At 67.9% G+C, this 19,935-nt stretch carries 17 protein-coding genes; 6 read left to right on the top strand and 11 right to left on the bottom strand.

Translation table 11 applies throughout. From position 1 onward, the window contains the following. Nucleotides 1-1,269 carry an IS256 family transposase gene (locus IGS68_RS00715; protein ID WP_201076570.1) on the bottom strand — a complete coding sequence of 423 codons (1,269 nt, stop codon included), beginning with the start codon at nt 1,267-1,269 and terminating at the stop codon, nt 1-3. Between the two features lie 167 nt (nt 1,270-1,436). Between IGS68_RS00715 and IGS68_RS00720 the strand changes: the two genes are divergently transcribed. Continuing rightward, nucleotides 1,437-2,291, top strand: a complete 855-nt coding sequence (locus tag IGS68_RS00720; protein WP_201076577.1) for a hypothetical protein — start codon at nt 1,437-1,439, stop codon at nt 2,289-2,291. Next, nucleotides 2,282-3,970 carry a DUF2357 domain-containing protein gene (locus tag IGS68_RS00725; protein WP_201076578.1) on the top strand — a complete coding sequence of 563 codons (1,689 nt, stop codon included), beginning with the start codon at nt 2,282-2,284 and terminating at the stop codon, nt 3,968-3,970. Before IGS68_RS00720 ends, IGS68_RS00725 begins: the two co-directional genes overlap by 10 nt. A 95-nt stretch (nt 3,971-4,065) precedes the next feature. Here the strand turns inward: IGS68_RS00725 and IGS68_RS00730 are convergent, their stop codons facing one another. After that, nucleotides 4,066-4,719, bottom strand: coding sequence for an IS5 family transposase (locus tag IGS68_RS00730; RefSeq protein ID WP_201076579.1), 654 nt, complete (start codon nt 4,717-4,719; stop codon nt 4,066-4,068). Between the two features lie 182 nt (nt 4,720-4,901). Between IGS68_RS00730 and IGS68_RS00735 the strand changes: the two genes are divergently transcribed. Beyond that, complete coding sequence (locus tag IGS68_RS00735) at nt 4,902-5,894, top strand: helix-turn-helix transcriptional regulator (RefSeq protein WP_201076580.1); 993 nt, start codon at nt 4,902-4,904, stop codon at nt 5,892-5,894. A 535-nt stretch (nt 5,895-6,429) separates the two neighbouring features. Here IGS68_RS00735 and IGS68_RS00740 read toward each other — a convergent pair. The 6 genes from IGS68_RS00740 to IGS68_RS00765 all read right to left on the bottom strand — a co-directional run bounded on the left by IGS68_RS00740 (nt 6,430) and on the right by IGS68_RS00765 (nt 12,799). Next, a complete protein-coding gene (locus tag IGS68_RS00740; RefSeq protein WP_201076582.1) occupies nt 6,430-6,984 on the bottom strand; it encodes a cyclin-dependent kinase inhibitor 3 family protein in 555 nt (184 codons plus the stop codon). 107 nt (nt 6,985-7,091) lie between these two features. Continuing rightward, a complete protein-coding gene (locus tag IGS68_RS00745; protein WP_201076584.1) occupies nt 7,092-8,291 on the bottom strand; it encodes a vWA domain-containing protein in 1,200 nt (399 codons plus the stop codon). Next, the gene (locus tag IGS68_RS00750) at nt 8,288-9,466 is read right to left on the bottom strand and encodes an AAA family ATPase (RefSeq protein ID WP_201076586.1); all 1,179 of its coding nucleotides are present in this window, start codon (nt 9,464-9,466) and stop codon (nt 8,288-8,290) included. Before IGS68_RS00750 ends, IGS68_RS00745 begins: the two co-directional genes overlap by 4 nt. Next, on the bottom strand, nt 9,459-10,595 hold the full coding sequence (locus tag IGS68_RS00755) for a hypothetical protein (RefSeq protein ID WP_201076588.1): 1,137 nt from the start codon (nt 10,593-10,595) through the stop codon (nt 9,459-9,461). The genes IGS68_RS00750 and IGS68_RS00755 overlap by 8 nt, the downstream gene beginning before the upstream one ends. Continuing rightward, nucleotides 10,577-11,089: a hypothetical protein gene (locus tag IGS68_RS00760; protein WP_201076590.1), complete on the bottom strand. Its 513-nt coding sequence runs from the start codon at nt 11,087-11,089 to the stop codon at nt 10,577-10,579. The genes IGS68_RS00755 and IGS68_RS00760 overlap by 19 nt, the downstream gene beginning before the upstream one ends. A gap of 1,077 nt (nt 11,090-12,166) precedes the next feature. Beyond that, nucleotides 12,167-12,799: a hypothetical protein gene (locus IGS68_RS00765; protein WP_201076592.1), complete on the bottom strand. Its 633-nt coding sequence runs from the start codon at nt 12,797-12,799 to the stop codon at nt 12,167-12,169. A 468-nt stretch (nt 12,800-13,267) separates the two neighbouring features. Here IGS68_RS00765 and IGS68_RS00770 point away from each other — a divergent pair, with 468 nt between their 5' ends. The 3 genes from IGS68_RS00770 to IGS68_RS00780 all read left to right on the top strand — a co-directional run bounded on the left by IGS68_RS00770 (nt 13,268) and on the right by IGS68_RS00780 (nt 14,709). Then, nucleotides 13,268-13,612: a hypothetical protein gene (locus tag IGS68_RS00770; protein ID WP_201076593.1), complete on the top strand. Its 345-nt coding sequence runs from the start codon at nt 13,268-13,270 to the stop codon at nt 13,610-13,612. Next, the gene (locus IGS68_RS00775; protein ID WP_201076594.1) at nt 13,609-13,842 is read left to right on the top strand and encodes a hypothetical protein; all 234 of its coding nucleotides are present in this window, start codon (nt 13,609-13,611) and stop codon (nt 13,840-13,842) included. The genes IGS68_RS00770 and IGS68_RS00775 overlap by 4 nt, the downstream gene beginning before the upstream one ends. Before the next feature lie 324 nt (nt 13,843-14,166). Then, on the top strand, nt 14,167-14,709 hold the full coding sequence (locus tag IGS68_RS00780; protein ID WP_201076596.1) for a 3'-5' exonuclease: 543 nt from the start codon (nt 14,167-14,169) through the stop codon (nt 14,707-14,709). 118 nt (nt 14,710-14,827) lie between these two features. Here IGS68_RS00780 and IGS68_RS00785 read toward each other — a convergent pair whose 3' ends face one another. The 3 genes from IGS68_RS00785 to IGS68_RS00795 all read right to left on the bottom strand — a co-directional run bounded on the left by IGS68_RS00785 (nt 14,828) and on the right by IGS68_RS00795 (nt 19,766). Further along, the gene (locus IGS68_RS00785) at nt 14,828-15,184 is read right to left on the bottom strand and encodes a hypothetical protein (RefSeq protein WP_201076598.1); all 357 of its coding nucleotides are present in this window, start codon (nt 15,182-15,184) and stop codon (nt 14,828-14,830) included. Nucleotides 15,185-15,750: 566 nt separating this feature from the next. Further along, nucleotides 15,751-16,302, bottom strand: a complete 552-nt coding sequence (locus tag IGS68_RS00790; RefSeq protein ID WP_201076600.1) for a hypothetical protein — start codon at nt 16,300-16,302, stop codon at nt 15,751-15,753. A gap of 35 nt (nt 16,303-16,337) precedes the next feature. Beyond that, a complete protein-coding gene (locus IGS68_RS00795) occupies nt 16,338-19,766 on the bottom strand; it encodes a TM0106 family RecB-like putative nuclease (RefSeq protein WP_201076602.1) in 3,429 nt (1,142 codons plus the stop codon). Between the last annotated feature and the right edge of the window lie 169 nt (nt 19,767-19,935).

The raw sequence follows: 19,935 nt of genomic DNA on the forward strand, positions 1-19,935 counted from the left end.
TCAGGCGGCGCTCTGTGATGTCGGCACGCTGACCTCGATGCCGTCGCGGAATTTGACGCCTTGGATGATCTTGGGCAACTGGTTTTCGCCCTGAAGTCGCCGCCAAGTTCTGGATGCTGCCGAGATCAGCTTGAAGACCATGAGCTTGGCGGTGTCCTGCGAGAGCGCGCCCTTGGTGCGGATCGTCCGGTGCCGGACCGTGGCGAAGACGCTCTCGATCGGATTAGTTGTCCGCACGTGGTCCCAGTGCTCGGCCGGGAAGCTGTAGAACGCCAGCAGGGCATCACGGTCCTTGGTCAGACACTCGACGGCACCGGAGTACTTGGCGCCGTACTTCTTCTCGAAGGTATCAAGGGCGCGCTCCGCCGCCTTGAGGTCGGGCGCCATCCAGATCTCCCGCAGGTCCTGCTTGACCGCGGGCTGGAGCGATTTCGCCACCTTGTTGAGAACATTGGAACTTTTATGAAACCAGCAGCGCTGGTGCCGTGTTCCGGGGAAGACCTCGTCGAGCGCCTTCCAGAAGCCCAGAGCACCATCGGCGACCGCCAGTTCAGGAGCGATCGTGAGCCCACGGGCCTTCAGATCGATCAGCAGTTCGCGCCAGCTCTGGGCGCTCTCGCGAACGCCGACCTGGAAGCCGATCAGCTCCTTTTTACCTTCCGGCGTGGCGCCGATCATCACCAGCATGCACTCGGCGGTGGGTTCCATACGGGCCTGGAGGTAGACGCCGTCGGCCCAGACATAAACATAGCGCCGGGCCGACAGGTCCCGCCGTTGCCAGCGCGCGTAATCTTCCGCCCAGCTCTCCTTCAGCCGGGAAATGACCGCCGGCGACAGATTGGGCGCGTCCTTGCCGAGCAGCACGCTCAGCGCCTCCTGAAAATCACCGGCCGAGACACCGCGCAGGTAGAGGATCGGCAGCAAAGCATCCAGACTTGTCGTCCGGCGCGCCCAGCGCGGTAGCAGCGCCGAACTGAACCGGATCCGCTCGGCAGCCGGACCGGGATCCCGGTCACGGACCTTGACCCGCTGGACCTCGACCGGCCCGATCCCGGTCTGGATCACCCGTTCCGGTCCATGGCCATGCCGGACCAGCCGGTCCCGGCCATCAGCCAGCTTCAGGTCTTTGCCGGCAGCCAGAAAAGCCGCCACCTCGGCTTCGATGGCCTGCTCCAGCAACTGGCGTGCTCCCGATCGGAGAAGGGCCGTCAGGGGATCATCGATCTCGTTGGGCTGGCGAAGCCGGACAATGCTGTTATCTTCCGTCATGGCGTAGCGCTCCCTCGTGGAGGTTCTGGCAGGCGTCAAGCACCTACCTCGTTACGCCACCTTCCTCACCTCGTCATCACCCAGTTTCCGCCATAGCTCAACTGCTGGCATCCGTTGTCGCTGCGCTGCGATCTGGCGATGGGCGTAATTTCGTTATCCTGCGCGGAGTGAGCGGCACTGGTAAGTCCCGTCTTGTTTCCGCCGTGGCCAAGGCTGTATATGATGCAGCGGATGTAAGGCAACCTTGGCTGACCATCATCGAGATCCGGCCGGACTGGAGGGATGGAGCACCTCTTCTCGGCCATTACGACCCAATTGCCAAACAATATGTGAAACGACGTTTTCTCGATGCGCTGTTGGCGGCTAGCAGCGGCGACTCTCCAGTCTTCGTCTGCCTCGACGAGATGAACCTTGCTCGCGTCGAATACTACCTTGCAGACTGTTTAAGTGCCATGGAATCGGGTAATCCCATAGTTCTCGACTCGCGTGGCAACCAGGAAGTGCCAGAGCAAGTCCAATGGCCCCGGAATCTCTATCTGTTCGGCACCGTAAACGTAGACGAATCCACGTTCTCGATCAGCGACAAAGTTCTGGACAGGGCACAAGTTATCGACAGCAGCGACATTGATCTCGAGGGTCCGCTGAACGCTTGGCTGAATGGCGCCAGGTCGCTCAAGCAAACGGACCGCGATAGAGTGAAGTCGATCATAATGGGCATATGGAACATTCTCAGAACCCTCGACGCTCATTTCGGATTCCGCACGGTGAAGGCCATCGTGAACTATGTCGATCAGGCAATTGCGAGTTCGGACGGTTCTCTGAGTGTCGATGCGGCACTTGAGATGCAGGTGCGCCAGAAGATACTGGTCAAGCTCCGGGGAGAAGGGGAGCGGTGGATCGACACACTCTCGGAACTTGAAGAAGTTGTCAACCGACTCGGCACCGGAACTAAATCGTCCGTGATCGTCTCCAGGATGAGTTCCGATTTGGAAAGGTTGGGGAGTTTCCAGTTTTGGAACTGAAGATCCTGATCCGGTTGAGCGGGGAGAGCAAAACCTACGAGCTTTATCCCGTGGCTCGCATCCCTGAGGGTTTCTTCCGCGAACAAGGCAAATACGAGTTCGCCGTCGAGATTGGGGAAGCTATTCGGTCGTCTGTTGTCGAGCTCGCGGTGAACGACGTTCTCTGCGACCGCCGATTAAGCTGCGGCGAAGCGGTTTTCGTCTACGAACCCAAGTTCTATGCGGGTGACATCCGCATCGCCCTGCTCGTCAACGGCCGAGTTCAATCCACATTCGAGACCGTCGTAGACCCGAATTTGAGCAAGCTGACACGGGACGAGTATGCGTCAATGGTTTCGGAGGTGGCCTCGGCAACTCTCGCGATTTTCAGATTTGGGGGCGTGACGATACCGGCCAGCGCCGGAACTGTCGGACAACGTCCTGACATCGTTGCGTTGGAACTCGTCCGGTCGAACATCGAACCTTTTGAGAGGGCGTTGTCCCGGATCGCCGACAGGCCAAACCGTGCGCTGCGATCGTCCTCGGTCAGGTCACACCTTCTTCTCGCGAGGAACGTCGACGATCAGGCAATCTCTGGAGCTTTCTCTCGGGGTAAGGTGCGGGCCGCCGCTGCCGAAGAGAAACGGGCCTTCCCCTCGTTCGTGGACGCGTGCGACGGAAACTGGATAACGGAGGTAATCGAACTCCAGCGAAAAGAGACGCTCGACATCTACGAGCACCGTGCGCTCCTGGGGTTCATTCGCTGGCTTGACGTCACGCTCGGCCTGATCCGGCGCCATCTTGTCGCGAGCCTAGACGACCCTGAGTTCAAAGGTCCAGCGGCCCGCATCTGGATAGGACGCATAGAGAGGTGGCGGACCCGGCTTGGAATGTTATCGCGGCGGTCTCTGTTCGACGGGCTGAAGCTGGACCCGCACCTCAGGGCGACCACCGTCTTCCGGCTACATCCCGACTACGCAACAGCTTTCGCGGCCATGTCGCGGATGCGGGCAGGTCTACGGCTGGAAAGTGGCTCCGCTACACCCGCTATACCCATAGATCGAACATACCAACTGTACGAATATTGGTGCTATATCGGAGTGCTCCGCGCCGTCGCGGCTCGATTTCCCGAGACGCGTGCCCAGGTAGCGCGTTTGGTGCAAGGTCTGCTCAACGCAGGCGAGCTTGGATTCGCACTTTCCAAGGGTGAAATGTCTCACCTTTCTTTTGGCCCAGGTCTACGTCTTTCGTATCAGCGGTCATACGCACCGAGGTCTCAAAATGGACAAGGACGGACCCTTTTGGTCGAAGCAGTGCCTGACGTCGTAATTGAGTCCCTGGACGAACAGGGCCGCGTCGTTGGCATCGTGGTCGCCGATCCCAAGTATCGGAAGGGATCATCACTGCTGGACGGCATACGCGACCTTCATGTCTACCGGGACGCTATTGTGGACGAGGCCGGAAATAGGCTGGTAAAGGGGGCGGTGGCATTTGCGCCCCGCCCCGGAAGCCTTGCTACTGACCGTTTCGCAATTCCGTCAGATGTTCCAGGCGCACTGGCCGTTCGCCCCGGACACGATTCTCACGTATTCGATCGCTTCATTACCGCCGCCGCTGCTATTTTGGGCAAACCATTGGAGACTGAAAGCGGGCTCTTCCCCGAGCCCGCTGACGCCAGTGCGGCCCAAGTCGCCGCTTGATCGACACAGAACAGGGATTTCTGAATGTAGCCATTTTCGCGGCTGTGGTGCATGGAGGTCGCAGAGCACAGACTTCTGCCCTGGTTCGTTGATTTTCAAGCAGCGCGGACAGACTCCGGGCGTCCGAGGTCGAGCATTCGGTTGAGGACGGTGACGGCGATCCGGGTTTCGACCTCCTGGGCCGGGCAGGTGTGCGAGCGCAAGGTGTCGCCGATGATGCGCTTGTATCGACTCATCGCTCCCTCCGCTCCAGCCCTCGCGTTGTAGCCGGAAGTTCGCTGCCAGCCCATCCGGCCCTGCCCGGCAATGGCCTGGATATGGCGATCGCGCTGGGTTGGATCGCTTTCGTTCGATGAACTGAGCACGGCCGTCGAGCGCGGTGGCACGACAACCGCAGCTTCCGCCGAGTGCCCGGCCACAGCATCGTAAACCCGGTCCTGGTCATAGGCGCCACCGGCAACGACCGCGGCGAGCGGCTCGTCGACCTGGTCGAGCAGCGGGCCGAGTTCGGCGGCATTGTCGACCTCCTTGCTGGTCAGGGTCGAGGCGACAATCGTGCCGGTCTTCGCATCCACAGCCAGGTGCAGCTTCCTCCAGGCGCGACGGCGCTGGGTTCCATGCTTCTCGACCAGCCACTCCCCAATAAACCGTAAACCAGCGACGAAGGCATCTTTTCCGCAGGTCTGTTGAGGGCGAGTTTTCCTGGTGACAGGAACTCCATGGAGGCTGCAATGGCCGATGGCGGACACTTGGGGGATCGGGAGCACTTTTGGCGGGAGCACGTGGCCGGCTGGAAGAGCAGCGGCCTGTCGCTGGTTTACGATGGGGCAAAAGCTCTCACGGATACGCCAGCCGTCAAGAAACGGTCCGTCAATATCTGACACATAGGATAGCCCGGCATTCGCCGCCAGGCGCAGTCACGGAGGCATCCTTGGCCTACGGCCAGATCGACAACATCTTCCAGCTCCTGCTGATGATGCAGGGAACGCGCCTGGGCGTGTCGCTGCAGGACATCCAGAAAGAATTCCGCGTCAGCCGGCGCACGGCCGAGCGCATGCGCGACGTCGTGGTCCGGGTCTTCGGCAACCGCGTCGAGGTGGTTTCGTCCGACGAACCGGTGAAGCGTTGGCGCATCGCGCCCGGCACGCTCAGCGAGCTGGTCGCCGTATCCCCCGAGGAGCTGCTCGAGATGGAGGCGGCGGAGCAGGCGCTGCGGCGCGAGGGGCTCGAGGTGCGGGCCGTCATCCTCGGCCGGCTCGCCATCAAGCTGCGGGCGTCGCTGCAGCCCCGGGAACTCGCCCGCATGGAGCCCGACCTCGCGGCCCTCATCGAGGCCGAAGGGCTCGCCGCGCGGCCGGGACCCCGTCCGGCCGTGACGCCGGAGGTGCTCGCCCCGCTCCGCCATGCCTTCAAAGCGATGGAGCGGGTGCGCCTGTACTATTCGCCGCGCGGCGGCGGGAAGGCGGGCTGGCGAACCGTGTCGCCGCTCGGCCTGCTCTACGGCGTCCGCCACTACCTCGTCGCGGTGCCGGACGGCAGGACCCAGCCGCGGCTGTACAGCCTGCCGAACATCGGCAGGGTGGAGCGCCTGGCCGAGACGGCGCATCGCCCGCCAGGCTTCGACCTGCGCCGCTACGCCGCCCAGTCGTTCGGCATCTTCCAGGAGCAACCGGCCGACATCGTGCTGCGCTTCGATCCGGCCCGTGCCGCCGACGCCGCGGCGCACCGGTTCCATGACGACGAAGCCAAGGAGAACGGGCCGGACGGCGCGCTGCTCGTCCGGTTCCGCGCCGGCGGGCTGAAGGAGCTCTGCTGGCACCTGTTCACCTGGGAACCCTATGTCGAGATCATCGAGCCCGCTTCCCTGCGCCGGGACTATGCCCGGATGCTGTCGGATGCATCGGCCCGGCACGGCGCCGTCTAAGGTTGAGCGGCAGATATCATCCCGGCCCTCCACCTCGGTACCGCAACCCAACCGCTGCCAGTTCCCCAGAGCCCAGGCGGCCAACCAGGCCAAGCCCCTGCATCGCCGAAGCGGTGCCTCCGCTATCGCCGTGTGTCCGGTTGTCACGCGGCAACCCCGGACAGCGCCTTGGCACACGATAACCGGAGCAATGGCCTGTCCCGCGGATCCGGGTCGGGAGTGTCCGGGCTTTCCAAGGACTTCCCTGTCATGAAACGGCAGGAATACGGCTCCCACGCGTCACGGAAATGACAACCCTCAGACTCTCCTCCAGGACAGTTCCGGGAACGGGTCTGCACGTCCGGTAACATGAGCCCGGTTCCAGCGGCACCGGCGCAGGTCCATGCACCGGGCCGATGAAGCGACCGGCATGGCGGGCTGCAGCCTGCCAACTGCAGCGGCAAGCCGGGAGCGGCCGGCCACTTGCAAGGAGGAGAGAACGAGCAGCCCGAGACAAAGGGCGGATATCCGCCGGCCTCATGGCTCCTGCCGCCCCTCACGAAGCAAGCCAGGTCCGGTTCGTCAGATAGGCAGCCTGCGCCGCAGTGCTTACCGCTCCCGGGCGCAGCGAACGCAGAAGGCCAAGGGCCTGCCCGGGATCCGTGCCCATCTCGATCAACAGCCGGCCGGCGACGGTGCCGCTGCGCCCCCGGCCGGCGAGGCAGTGGATGGCCACCGCGTCGCCCGCGGCCAGCAGGGACCGGATACTCGGACCGATCGTGCTCCAAGCCTGCTCGAACCGCTCGTCCGGAGGATGGAGATCGCTGATCGGCAGATGATGCCAGCCAATTCCGGCCGCTCGCGCGTGCCGCCCGATGTCGGCCGCCCCGTACCGCCGCAACTCCGCCGCCTCCATCAGGGAAAGCAGAGCCTTGGCTCCCCAGCGTGCCAGCACCTCGACATCAGCCCTGGTGTCGCGCTCGCAAGGGGTGCCGGACCCTGGCCGCGGCTGTTTCCTGCCGGGACAGGGAACGATGCCGATCCGGCCCCTGCCACAGCTCACGGTACAAATCTGCAGCGGGCGGTTGGCGCTGTTCTCGATGAAAAGCACTGCAATCAACTCCTGTGACCAGGCCGCCCTGCAGGACGCCTGTACCTTCGCGATATCAACTGTTTGCCGGCCCCTCCACGGCCAGCCTTGCCGCCGTCACGACGCTATCAGCGGCTTGCCTGATCCTGCGCGTCACGCGGCAGCCTTACCCGCTCTCCCCAGTCCACAGGCTGCCGTCCGTCGGCTGTCAGCACCCATAGCACCGGACAGGGAGGCGGACCCGGTGGAGCCCGCCCGAAGCCGTCGGTGAGTATGATTATGCCGTCCGGTGCGTCGCCGCCGTCCTGCAGGTGGGTGAACATCGGGCGGAAGTCCGTACCGCCTCCACCCTGCAGACGAAGGCCGGCGACGCCGCCGATGTCGCGGCAGGAGAGCACCCTGTCCAGGTGCAGCGCCGCATCGAAGGTCAGGACACGGACCGTCTCGACGGAACCGCTGGCCAGCACCCCGGACAGCTCTGCGAGGAACCGCGGCAGGCAGGAAAGCGTGCTGCCGGAAACGTCGATCGCGACTACCAGGCGACGGGTCGATACGATCCGGCCGGGCATGTACAGGCCGCGCGCGATGAAGCGCCGGTCCGGCCGGTCCCATCGGCGTTCGGCGCGCCGGGACCGGGCGACGAACCGGGCGAGCAGGTCGCGCCAGTTCAGGACCGGTCGCGTCAACCTGTGGATCAGCAGCGCGGCGCTTGCCGGCAGTTTCCCTCCGTTCCGCTCAACCTGCCGTGCGGCCGCCAGTACCCGCACCGGCCAGCTTTCGAAGCCGCCGGCAGCGAACGCGAGGTCGGGGTCGAAAGGCCCGGATACCGCCTGGTCGGGTCGGCCATGGAGGTCGGCCAGAAGTCCGCGCCCGCCGGACCCGTCGCGATCCTGCGCGGCCGGGATCCTCTCGTAGACTTCCTCGGCGCTGCGGCCGTCCCACTCCGGGAAATAAACGGCCCCCGCCGGCACGGCGCTCCCCTCGCTCCGGATCAGCGCATTGGCTTCGTGGTCGATGGCGATGTTCCATCGGCGCGGCTCCCGGCCGCCCTGCCGCGGAAAATGCCCGAGCGCGCAGTGCCAGATCTCATGGGTCAGGACGAACAGCCGGTCCGCCGGCGAAAGCCCGAGCAGGAAGGGCGCGCTGGCGAATACCGAGCGCCCGTCGGTCGCCGCCGTCGAAAGGCGGCTGTCGACCACGGGCACGAGGTCCAGCTGCATCGCCAGGTGGGCCAGCAAGGGCTGCGAGAGCAGGAGTGCCGCCCGGTCACCCTCCCAGAGCGCCAGGGCGCGCCGCTTGAGCTCCGCCGGCCTGATCGCGCCGCTCACTCCGCCGCTCCGGCCAGAGGGAGCCCGGCGGCGGCAAGTGCGGCATCGGCGATGGCCGTGGCGCCGCCGCACAGGCCGGCGGCCACGGCGCCGCCGTGAAGCCGCGACCATGCGGCGAACAGGGGGTGCCCGATGACGGCGAGCATGTCCGCGGCGGGCCGGTCTCGCAGGGCATCGACCATAGCGAGCGCCGCGAAGTCGCTCGGCAGGGCCAGGCCGATGCGCAGGAATGCGCCGACCAGCTGCGGCCAGTCCGTCCTCCGGCGCAGGTGATGGGCCAGGGCGGCGCAGAGGGCATAGCGCTGGTCGGCGCGCCCCGGCACCGTGACCGGAAGCTTTCCCTCGAGCATCGACCCGGCGTCGGGCAGGGGCGCCGCCAGCGTGCGAAAGGCCAGAAACTCGAGCGCGGCACCCTGGCCGACCAGGCCGGCCGCGACGACGGCCAGCAGACGCGCGCGGCTGTCCGGCGGCATAGCACCGCGCTCGAGCAGCGCGAGCTCGGCAGCCACGCGGGCCCAGGAGCGGGGGCTTGGCCAGCCGCGCTCGGTGTCGCCCGTCATGTCGAACAGGCACTGCGGCCGGTAGCGCAGGAAACCGATCACGTCGGGATGGATCCCGGCATGGAGGGCCCACCCGATCCATCCCTCCAGGTCCGCCTCGACCTCGACGTGGCAAAAGCGGTTCGCGAGCGCGCTCGACAGCGAGGTCGCGACCGCGTAGTCACCCACGCGGTTGCCGGCCGCGACGATGTACCACCCGGGAGGCACCGTGTAGAGATCCCCGAGTCGGCGATCGAGGATCAGCTCGTAGGCTGCGGCCTGCAACGTCCGGTCGGCGGCCGTCAGTTCGTCGAACAGGATGATGCCGCGGCTGTCCGGGTCGCGCGGCCACTCGGACGAGAGCAGCCAGGCGACCGAGTCGCCCCGGGGCACGGGGAGACCGCGCAGGTCGACCGGCTCGCGCTGCGAGAGGCGGATATCGACGAAACCGATGCCCCGATCTTGGCACGTGGCCCGGACCACGGCGCTCTTGCCGACACCCGGCGGCCCCCAGAGCATCAGCGGCGGGATGTCACGGGCACGGCCGGGGTTCTCCATCAGCGCGCCGAGATGAAGGTCGAGCAGGGAGCGGATCTCGGGGATGGAGCAGACGACCGCCGGCTTCGTCTCAGGCATGCAGGACCTCATTGTCGGAGAAAATGTCGGCCCGGGCGGGTGCCACCGCCAGGGCCATCGCCAGCGACCGCTCCTCCGTCGCGGCGGCGCCGCCGTCTGCCGCGATGCGCAGCAGATGCTCCCGGGCGTCCGCGGCGCTCAGCAGGTGAAGAGCGCCGAGCAGGTTGACGCGGTCGGCGCCGTCAAGGTTCCGCGCGAGCCAGCGGCAGAAGCCGAGGACCAGGGCAGGCGTACGCGCGTGCGAGCGCAGGGCAGCCAGGGCGTGCACCGTCCGCTGCAGCCGGTCGGTATCCTCGGCAGCCAGACCTTGGCTGTCGTTCCGGCGCCGGTGCCGGCTCCGGCCGAAGCGGCCCGACCCGAAGGCCTGCATCAGCAGGGTCGTCAGGGCTTCCGTCGCCGTTTCGGGCCACTGCTTTCGCAGGGCCGAGGCCAGGGTGACGAGATGGACGGGATGCCACGCCGTCAGGGGCGCCGTGCTGGACGGGCCGGAAGCCTGCCTGTGGAGCCAGAGCCCGAGATCGGCGTCCCATCCGCGCTGATCGAGGTCGCGGGGCAGCGACCACCACCAGTCGCCCGGCTGCAGGCCCCGCCTCGCGGCGCGGTGCTGCAGGCCGCAGCGCACCGACCACAGCGCATCCGCGTCGTGGCCGGCGGAGGCGAGGGACTCCAGGGCGACCAGAGCACCCAGCACGCCGCGCGGCGTCCGCACCCGCCCGCACCAGTGCAGGAGTGCGCCCACGGCACGGGCGTCGCCGGTTCGGGCCGTCCGGAGCAGCTGGCCGACGGCTGCTTCCGCGGTCTCGCCCTGCGGTGCGCCCGGCAGCGAGACATGCTCGACGAACGGAGCCAGGACACCTGCCGGCGCGCTGTCGCGGACCAGAAGCGAGGTCCAGGGACCAGGTACCTCGAGGCCTTCGTGCCGCGCGCTGGAGACGACCGTGAGCGCTTCGCCGAAGCCGTCGATCCGCCTCAGGTTCCCGCACCGGTCGGCCCGGAGCAACGACAGCGGCGCCGAACCGGTGACCGTGCGCAGCCGCGGCAGTCCCTGCATCTCGACATGCATCGGCAGGGATCCGCCGAGGTCGAGATGCTCGAGTTCGTCGATCCCGTTCAGCGCGAGGTCACGCACGGCGCCGTCGGACGGCAGAACCAGGTGCCGCGTCCCGGCCCCCCGCCGGTAAACAGCACCAGGCCGTACCGCGCCAGGGCGTCCGCGTTCACCGTGCCGATGTAGCAGCCGTCGAGCGGCGGGCGCCGCGACCGCCCGCGCGGGGCAGCCGAATGCCCGGACAGCCAGCAGCAATCGACGTCGGCCACGAGCCCGGTGATCCTGAGGCACGGAGCCGCAGGGCCGAAATCCACGTGGATCCGGACGCCGGAACCGGTCGTCGGCAGATGCAGATCCGTCAGGAGCGGGCAGTCGGAGATGGCGATCCAGGAAAGCCCCGGACAGGCGCTGAGGTCGAGTTCGACGAGTTCGGGACACCCGTCGACGGTGAGAAGGCGAAGAGATTTCGAATCGAGAGCAAGCCGGGCGGAGTCGCCGCCGGCTGTCGTTATCCGGGTTCCGCCCTGACCGTCGAGAGGAGGGGCGGGAAGGTGGAGCGTTGCTGGTGTGTCCAAGGATCCTCCATCGGTGATGGAGGCAGGTTACCCGAGGCATCCGTCAGATTCGGACGCAGCCGGTCCGCTGTGGCGCTCCTGCCGGCCCGGATCGTTCATGAGGGCCGATCGGGAGCGGGTTCAGCAGCTGCCGCTCTCAGGGGCGGGCAGGCGGCGATACCAAGTGGACGCCCTCCATCATGACCGCGCCAAGGCGTCGTCATGCGGGTCCGTCTTGTGCCCGGATCGCCCACATGCGATGAGGCGCCGTCGCGTCGCGGCGTTTCCGTTTGCGGCATCGGGAGGTGGAGCGTGCGGATGCAGCTGAAGAGAGGACGCCGGGGGCCTCAGCGCCGGGGATTTTCCCGGCTGAACGAAAGGCGCAGGATACGTCTTTGGAAGGGAAAGCGCTTCTTCGAGCGGATCTGCCTTCATTGCGGGAATGGTATCCCGGGTGAGGGCAACGGGCTGATCCGCCGGTTGTCCATCCTGTCGTGGCGTATTCAGGTCATCAGGCCGATGCACCCGCCGCGCCGGCGGTATCGTGGAGAACCTTGCGAATGCCGGCGATGGCCCTACGAAAACCGCCTTCTCGAGTCGATGCGCAGGAAGCGGAGGCTGATCTGGGACAACACCATGACCGAGTCGTTCCGGGCGGAGATGGCCGCCTTGTGGTGCGCCCTGATGGAGGGTCCTCCGGGAGCAGCCCCGTCCCTGTCGACGCCGAGCCACGCTCCGGGGACTGGTCGAAAAGCCGCTCCCGGACGCCGGACCGAATCCAGCGGATGAAGGTCTGCGCCGCCCATCGCCAAGGCACTGGCCGGCACGCTCCGCCGCTTCGCAGCATCCCGATGCCGCCGGGCAAGCGCTGCGGCCGTGCCGCGCAGGGCGGCTGCCTTGGTCCGGCCCCGTCGCCGGCCCGCATCGGGCAGCTGCCCCAGCCCGCCCCTTGTTCGTCATTCAGGCCGGCAAGTCTGCTTCGCCGCTCATCCTGCAAGGACAGGCACGGCGATCCAGCCATGGCAGGTCCTGGAAGGGAGGCCCCGCCCAAGCGGAAGAAAGCGCCGGCCGTCCGCCCGGAGCGGGTCTGCAACGGCCTCACGTCTCATGGACAAGCAGGAAGCCGTCGACCAGCTCGTACCTCCCGGGCAGTTCCGTCAGGTACTCGTCCACCGTTCCGCCCCAGCGGATCATGTGGCCGCGGACCAGCGCCGCACACTGGGCGTCGCTGAGCGGGAACGGCTTATCGGCAGGCCAGGCCAGCCTGGTGCCTGGCCGGATGTCGCCGGTCGCCAGGTAGATGCCGTGCTCCACCGTCCTTTCCAGCGCATAGTCCTCCCATCCGGGGGGCCGGAAGGTGCCCAGCCCCCCGCGGCCTTTGCTCACCAGCCCGGCGTCCTGCTCGACCAGCCCTTCCGCCATCATTGTCAGGAAAGCGTTGGGTGACACGCCCAGACGCGAGCAGATATCGCCGTAGCCTGTGGCCACGTCATCGCTCACCTCGACGACGAGCCGCACCGCCTCAGGCTCCTGACGGTCGGGATCACCGGTTTCCGGACGCCGGTTCGGCATGACTCCGGCCATTCCGCTCGAGCGCCACATCCGGTCGACCTCGATCAGCCGAGCGAGGATCAGTCCAAGGAGTTCAGCGGATGGGAGGCTCAGCCTCCGGCAGATTTCATCGAGATGGTCGCTGACCTGCCGGGCGAGCGGGATTGAATATGAAGGCATGGAGTTCTCCCCGTCTGGAGTTCGCTGCTGCGTATCGTCCTGCCTGGAGGAACAGGCCTGACCCGGCCGGTCTCCCTGGACTGATCGGGTTCATGCGGCTGTGCCGGCGACAGGCTCCCCCAAGGAGCGGCTTCGTTCAAGGTATGCCCCTCCCGATACATGCCCAAGCTGAGGAAGTCGCCATGACGGCATAACTCAACCAACCGTCCAACGGGAAACCCGGTACGGTTCATCCCAGCGATGGCCGGCGTTTTCCGAGTCACCGGACGCGGTGCCGGCGTGTGGCCTCAAGCCCTTCCGGAGGCTCAGGACGCATCCAGCGGGCTTCCAGCGGACCACGAACTGCCCCGTGCCCGACCTGCCGTATATCCTTTGCGACAACCAGACGTCCGGGCTAGCTCGCCAGCGACGGCTCCAGATGCCGGTCAGGTCGGGTAGCGTGGTGTCGCGAGAGCGAGGGAGGAGACTATGGACGACAACCTCACGACCGGTGCGGAGAACGACGACAAGCCGTCCACCGCCGATCTGCTCCGGATCAGCAGACGGCTCGACACGATGGCGGCGGATCTGCGCCAACTGGTGCTGGAGCGCCGCGAGATGAGCGTCACGCTGATGGGAATGAACCGCGCCATCATGCGCAGGGCACCGGTTGAGCCGTCGCTGAGCGACCGGTTGCGGGAGGAGGCCGCGACCTGGGAGATGTATGCCAATCTGCAGAGACGTATGGACCGGCTGAATCAGCGATTGGACGCGATCGAGCGGAAGCTGGAACCGCCGCTTCCGCCGTTTCCCGAGTTCAAGCCGAAGCCGTGAGCGCCACCGTCTGGTGGGTGACCGGATCGATCTGGGTCGCCGCGATGGCGATAATGACGGCGACGGTCGCGCTTGAACCGGAGGACTTCCGGCCCGCCGTGGCCGATGCCTGCGACGATGCCGTCCATACCCTGATGACGACGAAGGACATGGTCGAGCTGGAACGCTCAAAATATCTGATCGGAAAGCTGCGCTGTCGGGTCCGAACGCGGCTGGAGGACTTGCCGTGAAAGCCGCGCTACGTCCCGGCCGGTGTCTTCGAGGCGCTCGGCACAGTCGACCTCGGTGTGCTGCTGGCCTGAGCGGCGATGGGGATTCTCGGCCCGTGGAGAGTGTTCACCGGGTATCTGTCGATGCTCACCTTGACCGGCGGTCATGTGGGCCGGAGCGTCGAACGGATGCGCTTGACCGCGGTGGACCCTCAAGCCTGGCCCCACGGCGGCTGCGGACCTGACCACCTACCGCGGTCCGGAGGGACAGCGGGTCCCCTCTATCCCAGGCCCCCTGCTCTTGCGACATCCCGCACAGCGATTCTTTCGCCGGGGAGAACCTTCATGACCTGCGTTCCCGATCAGGATTGGGCCGTTCTCGACCTCGAGGCGAGCGCCTTGCCGCCACGAAGCTATCCGATAGAGATCGCCGTCGCATTTCCGGACGCGAGCGTATCAGCCTGGCTCATCCGGCCGGCGCCGGTCTGGCTGCGCGACGGGACGTGGGATCCCGCTGCGGAGGGTCTCCACGGCCTTTCCAGGGCAATGCTGCAGGGTCAAGGCGAGTCGCCCGGCGACGTGGTCGAACAGGTCGCCGCGGCCGTGCGCGGCCGACGGGTGCTATCCGACAACATCGCCGCAGACAGCTACTGGCTCGGCGTCCTCTGCGCGGCTGCCCGCATCCGTCCGCCACCGTTCCACCTGACCGATTTCTGGCAGTGGTCGGAACCGCTCGCGTCTCCCCGGGAGCGCGAACGGGCGCTGGCCGAAGCGTACCGGCGCCATCCGGCGCGGCACCGGGCCGCACCGGATGCGCGGCGGATCGCCTGTGCGATCAGCCTGCTGCTCGACCGGCCGTTCGGCAAGACCGACGCCGCGGCGATGTGACTGGTGCCCACCTTCGGCTCAAGGCCTGCTTGCACGACGCCCGAGGAGCCGAACCGATGCAGGGAGAACGGCAGGGTGCACGATGCTTCCGACCCTCAAGGCGAAGTCCGTCTTTCCATCAAAAATACCAGACCAGGCTGAAGGCCGGCGGCACGAGCCGCTGGAGACGGGGATGGGCGCGCAGCCACGCTTCGACGATCTCCTGCAGATCCGGTGGATCGGCCCCGCGATGCTCCGGTTCAAACAACCAGTCCAGACGGTCAGTCTGCTCGATCACGTCCATGTTCACGGCGACCAATCCTCGTCTCGGCAGAACGATGCGCACGCCCTCGACGCCGGTGGCTGCCATGACCTCGGCGTGGCCCGGCTTTACTCCGCGCCAGCAGATGAGCTGGTCCGGCCGCGCGACGCAGCGGATCGGACCGTCGCCCGGAGGCATTCCGTCAGGGCTGTCCGGATTGCGGATCAGGAGCATCGTGACCGTTCGGTGCTGTCGATGCGCGGATCCGCCGCCGTTCCCGCTCCGGCCGGCCGACCGCCGGGGGTGACGAGAGCCCGATCGTTGCTTGTTCCCGTCACCCCGGCACACCCGACGGTAACCTGTCCCTTGAAGAACGGCGATCGCGCGTGGGTGCCCTGCAGGTGCCGGTCACTTCCGGGAAAGCATCGGCGCGCATTTCCGCCTCCTCTCTCAAACATAGCCGATCCGGCAGGGCGGGTCGTCCCGAAGCGCCAGTTCCTCACCCAGCCACCGGCACAGGGATGGCGCATCCGCTGCGTCTCCTTGGAATTCCATGCGGCGCCGGACGACGGCGTAATCCGCGCAGGTCAGTCCTCCCGAGCCCGCGAGATCGCGCGGCGGCTCAAGGCCGAAGAAAAACCTGAACCGCTGCGCGGGGAGTTCCCGGCCGGGGCACGGCATCGTATCCTGCCCCGTCGCTCCGCTCCCCTCCAGGGACGGCAACCGAAGGCCCGGGATGGTCAAGCGGCGGAGAGGTGCGAAGTGCTCGCCGCCGCCACCGGGGCGACACCCTTGATCGGTCATCTGCCGCCCAGCCAGCGGAGCAGGTCGTCCGGTGTCATCATCGCGATCTGCGCCCTCGAGAGCCGCCGCTTGCCCTTCGGCAGCGTTCCCGCCCGGGGGCGTTCCTCCTGCCCCTGATCGTCCGTCAGGAGCCTGGCGCAGGCCGCGGCACCGCTACTCCGGTCGAAGCGGACCCCGTGTTCCCCCGCCGCGTCCCCATGGGTCCAGGCGAGGAACGCCTCGAACAACAGCTCCGTCCAGAGCGCGTCCCGGTTCGGGAACAGCCGCCCGGGCTCCCGCGCGGCGCTGCGGCAGGCGTAGCCTCCGGGCACCCTGACGGGCTCCGCTTCGAAGATCCTGACGACCTTCCGGCCGGCGCCTGCCGGTTCGGCAAAAACCACGATGGCCGCGCGGGTCAGCACCGCCGACAGGTCCGGCGACGAGGTCGGGAACACCAGGTCGATCCGGCGGTCCGTCCGGCGCGCGATCCCGAGCGGCGCCGGAAACCGGAAGCGGGCCTGTGCGTACCAGGCGAGGAACGCGCGCCGGATCCTGGGACGCACCGCCAAGCGATCATCTCCTCTCCGTCGTGCCGCGTCCGGACTCAGCCGGCGGCGGCCAAAGCCTCTCCACGCAGCGGGTCGGGAAGCGCTGCCCGCCGGCGCGCCTGCGCCGGATCGAGGCCGAGCGACCATTCGTAGGCCCGGCACAGCGTGTTCACCAGGCGCATCTGCTCGATCGTGGCGCACTGGACCTCCAGCAGGCGCGGACTGGCGACGACGACGGCGAGGCTGCGGGCGCGCGACAGCGCGACGTTCAGGCGGTTGCGCGAGAACAGGAACTCGATGTCGCGCGGCAGGTCGTCGCCGCTCGACGTCGTCATCGAGACGATCACCACCTCGGCCTCTTGGCCCTGGAAGCGGTCGACCGTGCCGACCCGGGCGCCGGACGGCAGGATCTCCGCCAGATGGTTGACCTGCACGTTGTAGGGGGCCACCACGAGCACGTTGTCCGGCCCGAAGGCGTGGATGCGGCCGTGGCGGTCGCGGTAGCGCTGCCCCATCAGGCTCGTCCAGACCGACCGCACCAGCTCGGCCTCCTCGGGCGAGCGCTGCGTCCGCCCCTCGTGCGCGGCTGGCACAAAGCGCACGCCCGCAGGCGCCAGGGCAGGGTGGGCGCCGGGTCCGAGTTCCAGGACCTGGAACGCGGTTCCCGGTGCGGCATTCAGCCGGCCGTCGTAGATCGTTTCCGAGACCCAGCCGCACACGGCGGGGTGCATGCGGTGGCTGGCGTCCAGGAAGACGCCGCGGTCGGGCGGCACCGTTGCCCGGCCGCCGAGCAGGTGCTCGAGGACGCCGGCCCCCGATCCTCCCGGATGCGTGCCCTGGACCGGCTGGCTCAGCTGCATCTGGTCGCCGACCAGCACGATGTTGCTCGCACTGGTCCCCATGGCGACGAGGTTGGCGAGCGACACCTGTCCCGCCTCGTCGACGAACAGCGTGTCGATCCTGCCCTCCAGCTCCGGGCGCGCCAGCAGCCACGCCGTGCCGGCGACCAGCCGGGCGCCGGCGTCGATGGCATCATCGACCTCGGCGTTGTTGAAGACGTCCTCGATCAGCCTGCCGTTCAGGGCGGAGCCGTCGTCGGGCGCGGACTTCTTGACGCCGCGGAAAGTGAAGCCGGTGTCGGCCGCGAGCCTCTCGACGGCGGCCAGTAGGTTATTGATCGCCTTGTGCGAATTCGATGACACGCCGACGCGCCGGCCGCGCCGGAGCAGGTCGAGGATGGCGTGGCTCGCCGTGTAGGTCTTGCCGGTGCCGGGCGGGCCCTGGACGACCAGGTAGCTCCCGTCCAGCGCCGCAATGGCCGCGACGCTGCCCTCGAGCAGGCCGGAACCGGCGGCAACCACCGGGGCTCCCGGCGCGCGGCCGGCTAACCGGGGCGGCTCGCGCCGGAGGATCGCCTCCAGCGCCGCGAACCGGCCGTCGCCGGCCGCGACGCTGCCGGCGAAGCGCCGGATCGCGGCGCGCAGCACCGTGTCCTCGACGGGGAGCGGCGGCCCGAGGCAGAGGTCGGACGGCAGCGGCTCCTGCCGGGTTCCGCGCCGGATCACCACCGTGCCGCCGCGGAGATCCAGGCTTTCGATCGTCCCGGCCGGGCGCCCGGTGGCGGCGACCGTCGGCTTGGCGCCGGCGCGCAGCTTCGTGTCCTGCGGCGGAAAGCGGTATGTATAGAGAAGGGAGCGGCCCGCGGGGGCCGGGCGGCCGTCGAGAATGAGTGCGCCCAGGCACTCGGCATCGTCGACCAGTTCGTCCTCGGCGCGCGTCTGGCGGTCGAACAGGGCCCACCAGTCCGGCTTCTGGGCGCGCCGGTGAAACTCCGCGAGGTCGGCGATCAGCCGGCGGACCGGCAGCTCCCCGTCAGGCGCGCCGCCGAGGAGCAGGGCATCCAGCGCCTGCCGCTCGGCCTCCGCCGCCCGCTGCCTTTCCAGCGCCGCCGCGTCCGCACCGTCCGGTTCCGCGTCGAACCACCCAAGCCCTGCCGGACGGATCGACACCAGCCAGTCGCGCAGCCCGGCCGTCGACCGGCAGTCCACCGCGTTGTAGTCCTCGATCCGCCTCAGCAGGGAGTCGTCGCCACCCCGCCGCCACTCCTCGTAGGCCACGATGCTGTCGGCGGCGTTGGCGACGTCGCCGCCGCGCGGCCCCAGATAGAAGCGCTCGATGTTCTTGAGCGAATATCCCGGCTCCGAGGTGCGGATCGCCTCGCGCACCACCGCGTAGAGGTCGACGAAGCGGTGCCGGCGCAGCATCCCGTCGAGCGCCGCCTCGCGGCTGCCGTGGCTCATCGCGAGGCGCTTCAGCGCCGTCACCTCGTAGTGGTTGTAGTGGTAGATGAAGGCGTCCGGGTGACGGGCGAGGTGGTCTTCGGCGAAGTCCATGAACGCCTCGAACGCCCGCTTCTCGCCGGCCCGGTCGTGGCCCCAGAACGCGTGGAACCGTCCGGTCGCGGTGTCGCCGGCCTGGACGCCGAACAGGTATTCGAGGCCGCCGGGATACAGCGGGTCGCCTTCCATGTCGAAGAAGAGGTCGTGCGCGGTCGGCGCCGGCAGGCGGCCGAAGCCGCGCCCGGGGCCTGCCGGCAGCGGTTCCCACCGCCGGTCGTCCCGCCCGCGCACCGAAACCTGCAGGGCGGCCTGCGAGCGCAGCCGCCGCAGCGCCTCTTCCGTCATGCCGGGAACCGCGGCGGTTTCGGGCAATGCCGCGAGTGCCGCCACGGTGCCGATGCCGGCCGCGGACAGCCTGCGGATCTGGGTTCGGCGGATGTTGGCGACCAGGCTCAGGTGGTCGGCGCCGTCCCACGCGTCCAGGCAGGTCCCGCGCCAGTGGCAGACGTCGCACTGGGCGCAGGGCTCGGCCGTGGTGCCGGCCGGCGTCCCGCCGGACAGGAAGTCCTCGAGCCTTGCCCGGGCGTGGCGCACATAGGCCGCGACGTCCAGGAACGGCACCACGGCCTCCTCGCCGCTGCCGAGGCGGACCCGCATCAGCCGGGGAGTTGCACCCGCGACGCGCGCCAGCAGCTCGGTGTAGACCGCGAGCTGGACGACGTGCCGGGGCTTGGCGGTCCTGGCGAGCTTGGTGTCGGCGACCTCGTAGCCGTAGCCGCCCGCCACGCCGTCATCCGTGCGGATCAGGAAGTCGGCGAAGCCGTGCCAGCCGCCGTCGAGCAGGGCGCCCTGGTAGACGACGTCGGCGCCGGAGCGCAGGGCGGCGAGCGTCAGCCGGACACGCTCGGCGAGGTCGGGGCCGGCGGGGATCTCGACCACCCGCAGGCCCCGGCGGACCAAGTCGTCACGGAACGCCCGTTCATGTTCGATCCCGCGCTCCTGGAGGAGTCTCAGCGCGGCGTCGTCGGCGGTGCGCTCGAGATCCTCGTCGAGGGCGCGGCGGTCGAGGGCGCTGGCGTGCCGGCACCCGACGAAGGTCACCAGATCGCCTGCCGAGAGCAGGATGTTTCCCCGGTACCGCCGCATGACCTTCTCCTGTTTCGACGCCGGTGCTGCGTGCCATTGCTTGTGCGTCCCCCGTCCGATGCGGAAGGGGCCGCTCCCGGCATGGTCGGGCAATCGGGTTACCTTTGTGCTAAGGCGCCCGGCAGGACGGCGGCGTCTGGTACCGACGTCCGGATGCCGCCGGGATCCT

Source organism: Skermanella sp. TT6 (assembly GCF_016653635.2).
Classification (GTDB): Bacteria; Pseudomonadota; Alphaproteobacteria; order Azospirillales; family Azospirillaceae; genus Skermanella; species Skermanella cutis.

Excerpts from the sequence above, each read along its gene's own strand:
- IGS68_RS00750 (WP_201076586.1), bottom strand. The coding sequence starts at position 9,466 with ATGCCTGAGACGAAGCCGGCGGTCGTCTGCTCCATCCCCGAGATCCGC.
- IGS68_RS00765 (WP_201076592.1), bottom strand. The coding sequence starts at position 12,799 with ATGCCTTCATATTCAATCCCGCTCGCCCGGCAGGTCAGCGACCATCTC.
- IGS68_RS00795 (WP_201076602.1), bottom strand. The coding sequence starts at position 19,766 with ATGCGGCGGTACCGGGGAAACATCCTGCTCTCGGCAGGCGATCTGGTG.
- IGS68_RS00785 (WP_201076598.1), bottom strand. The coding sequence starts at position 15,184 with ATGCTCCTGATCCGCAATCCGGACAGCCCTGACGGAATGCCTCCGGGC.
- IGS68_RS00780 (WP_201076596.1), top strand. The coding sequence starts at position 14,167 with ATGACCTGCGTTCCCGATCAGGATTGGGCCGTTCTCGACCTCGAGGCG.
- IGS68_RS00770 (WP_201076593.1), top strand. The coding sequence starts at position 13,268 with ATGGACGACAACCTCACGACCGGTGCGGAGAACGACGACAAGCCGTCC.
- IGS68_RS00715 (WP_201076570.1), bottom strand. The coding sequence starts at position 1,269 with ATGACGGAAGATAACAGCATTGTCCGGCTTCGCCAGCCCAACGAGATC.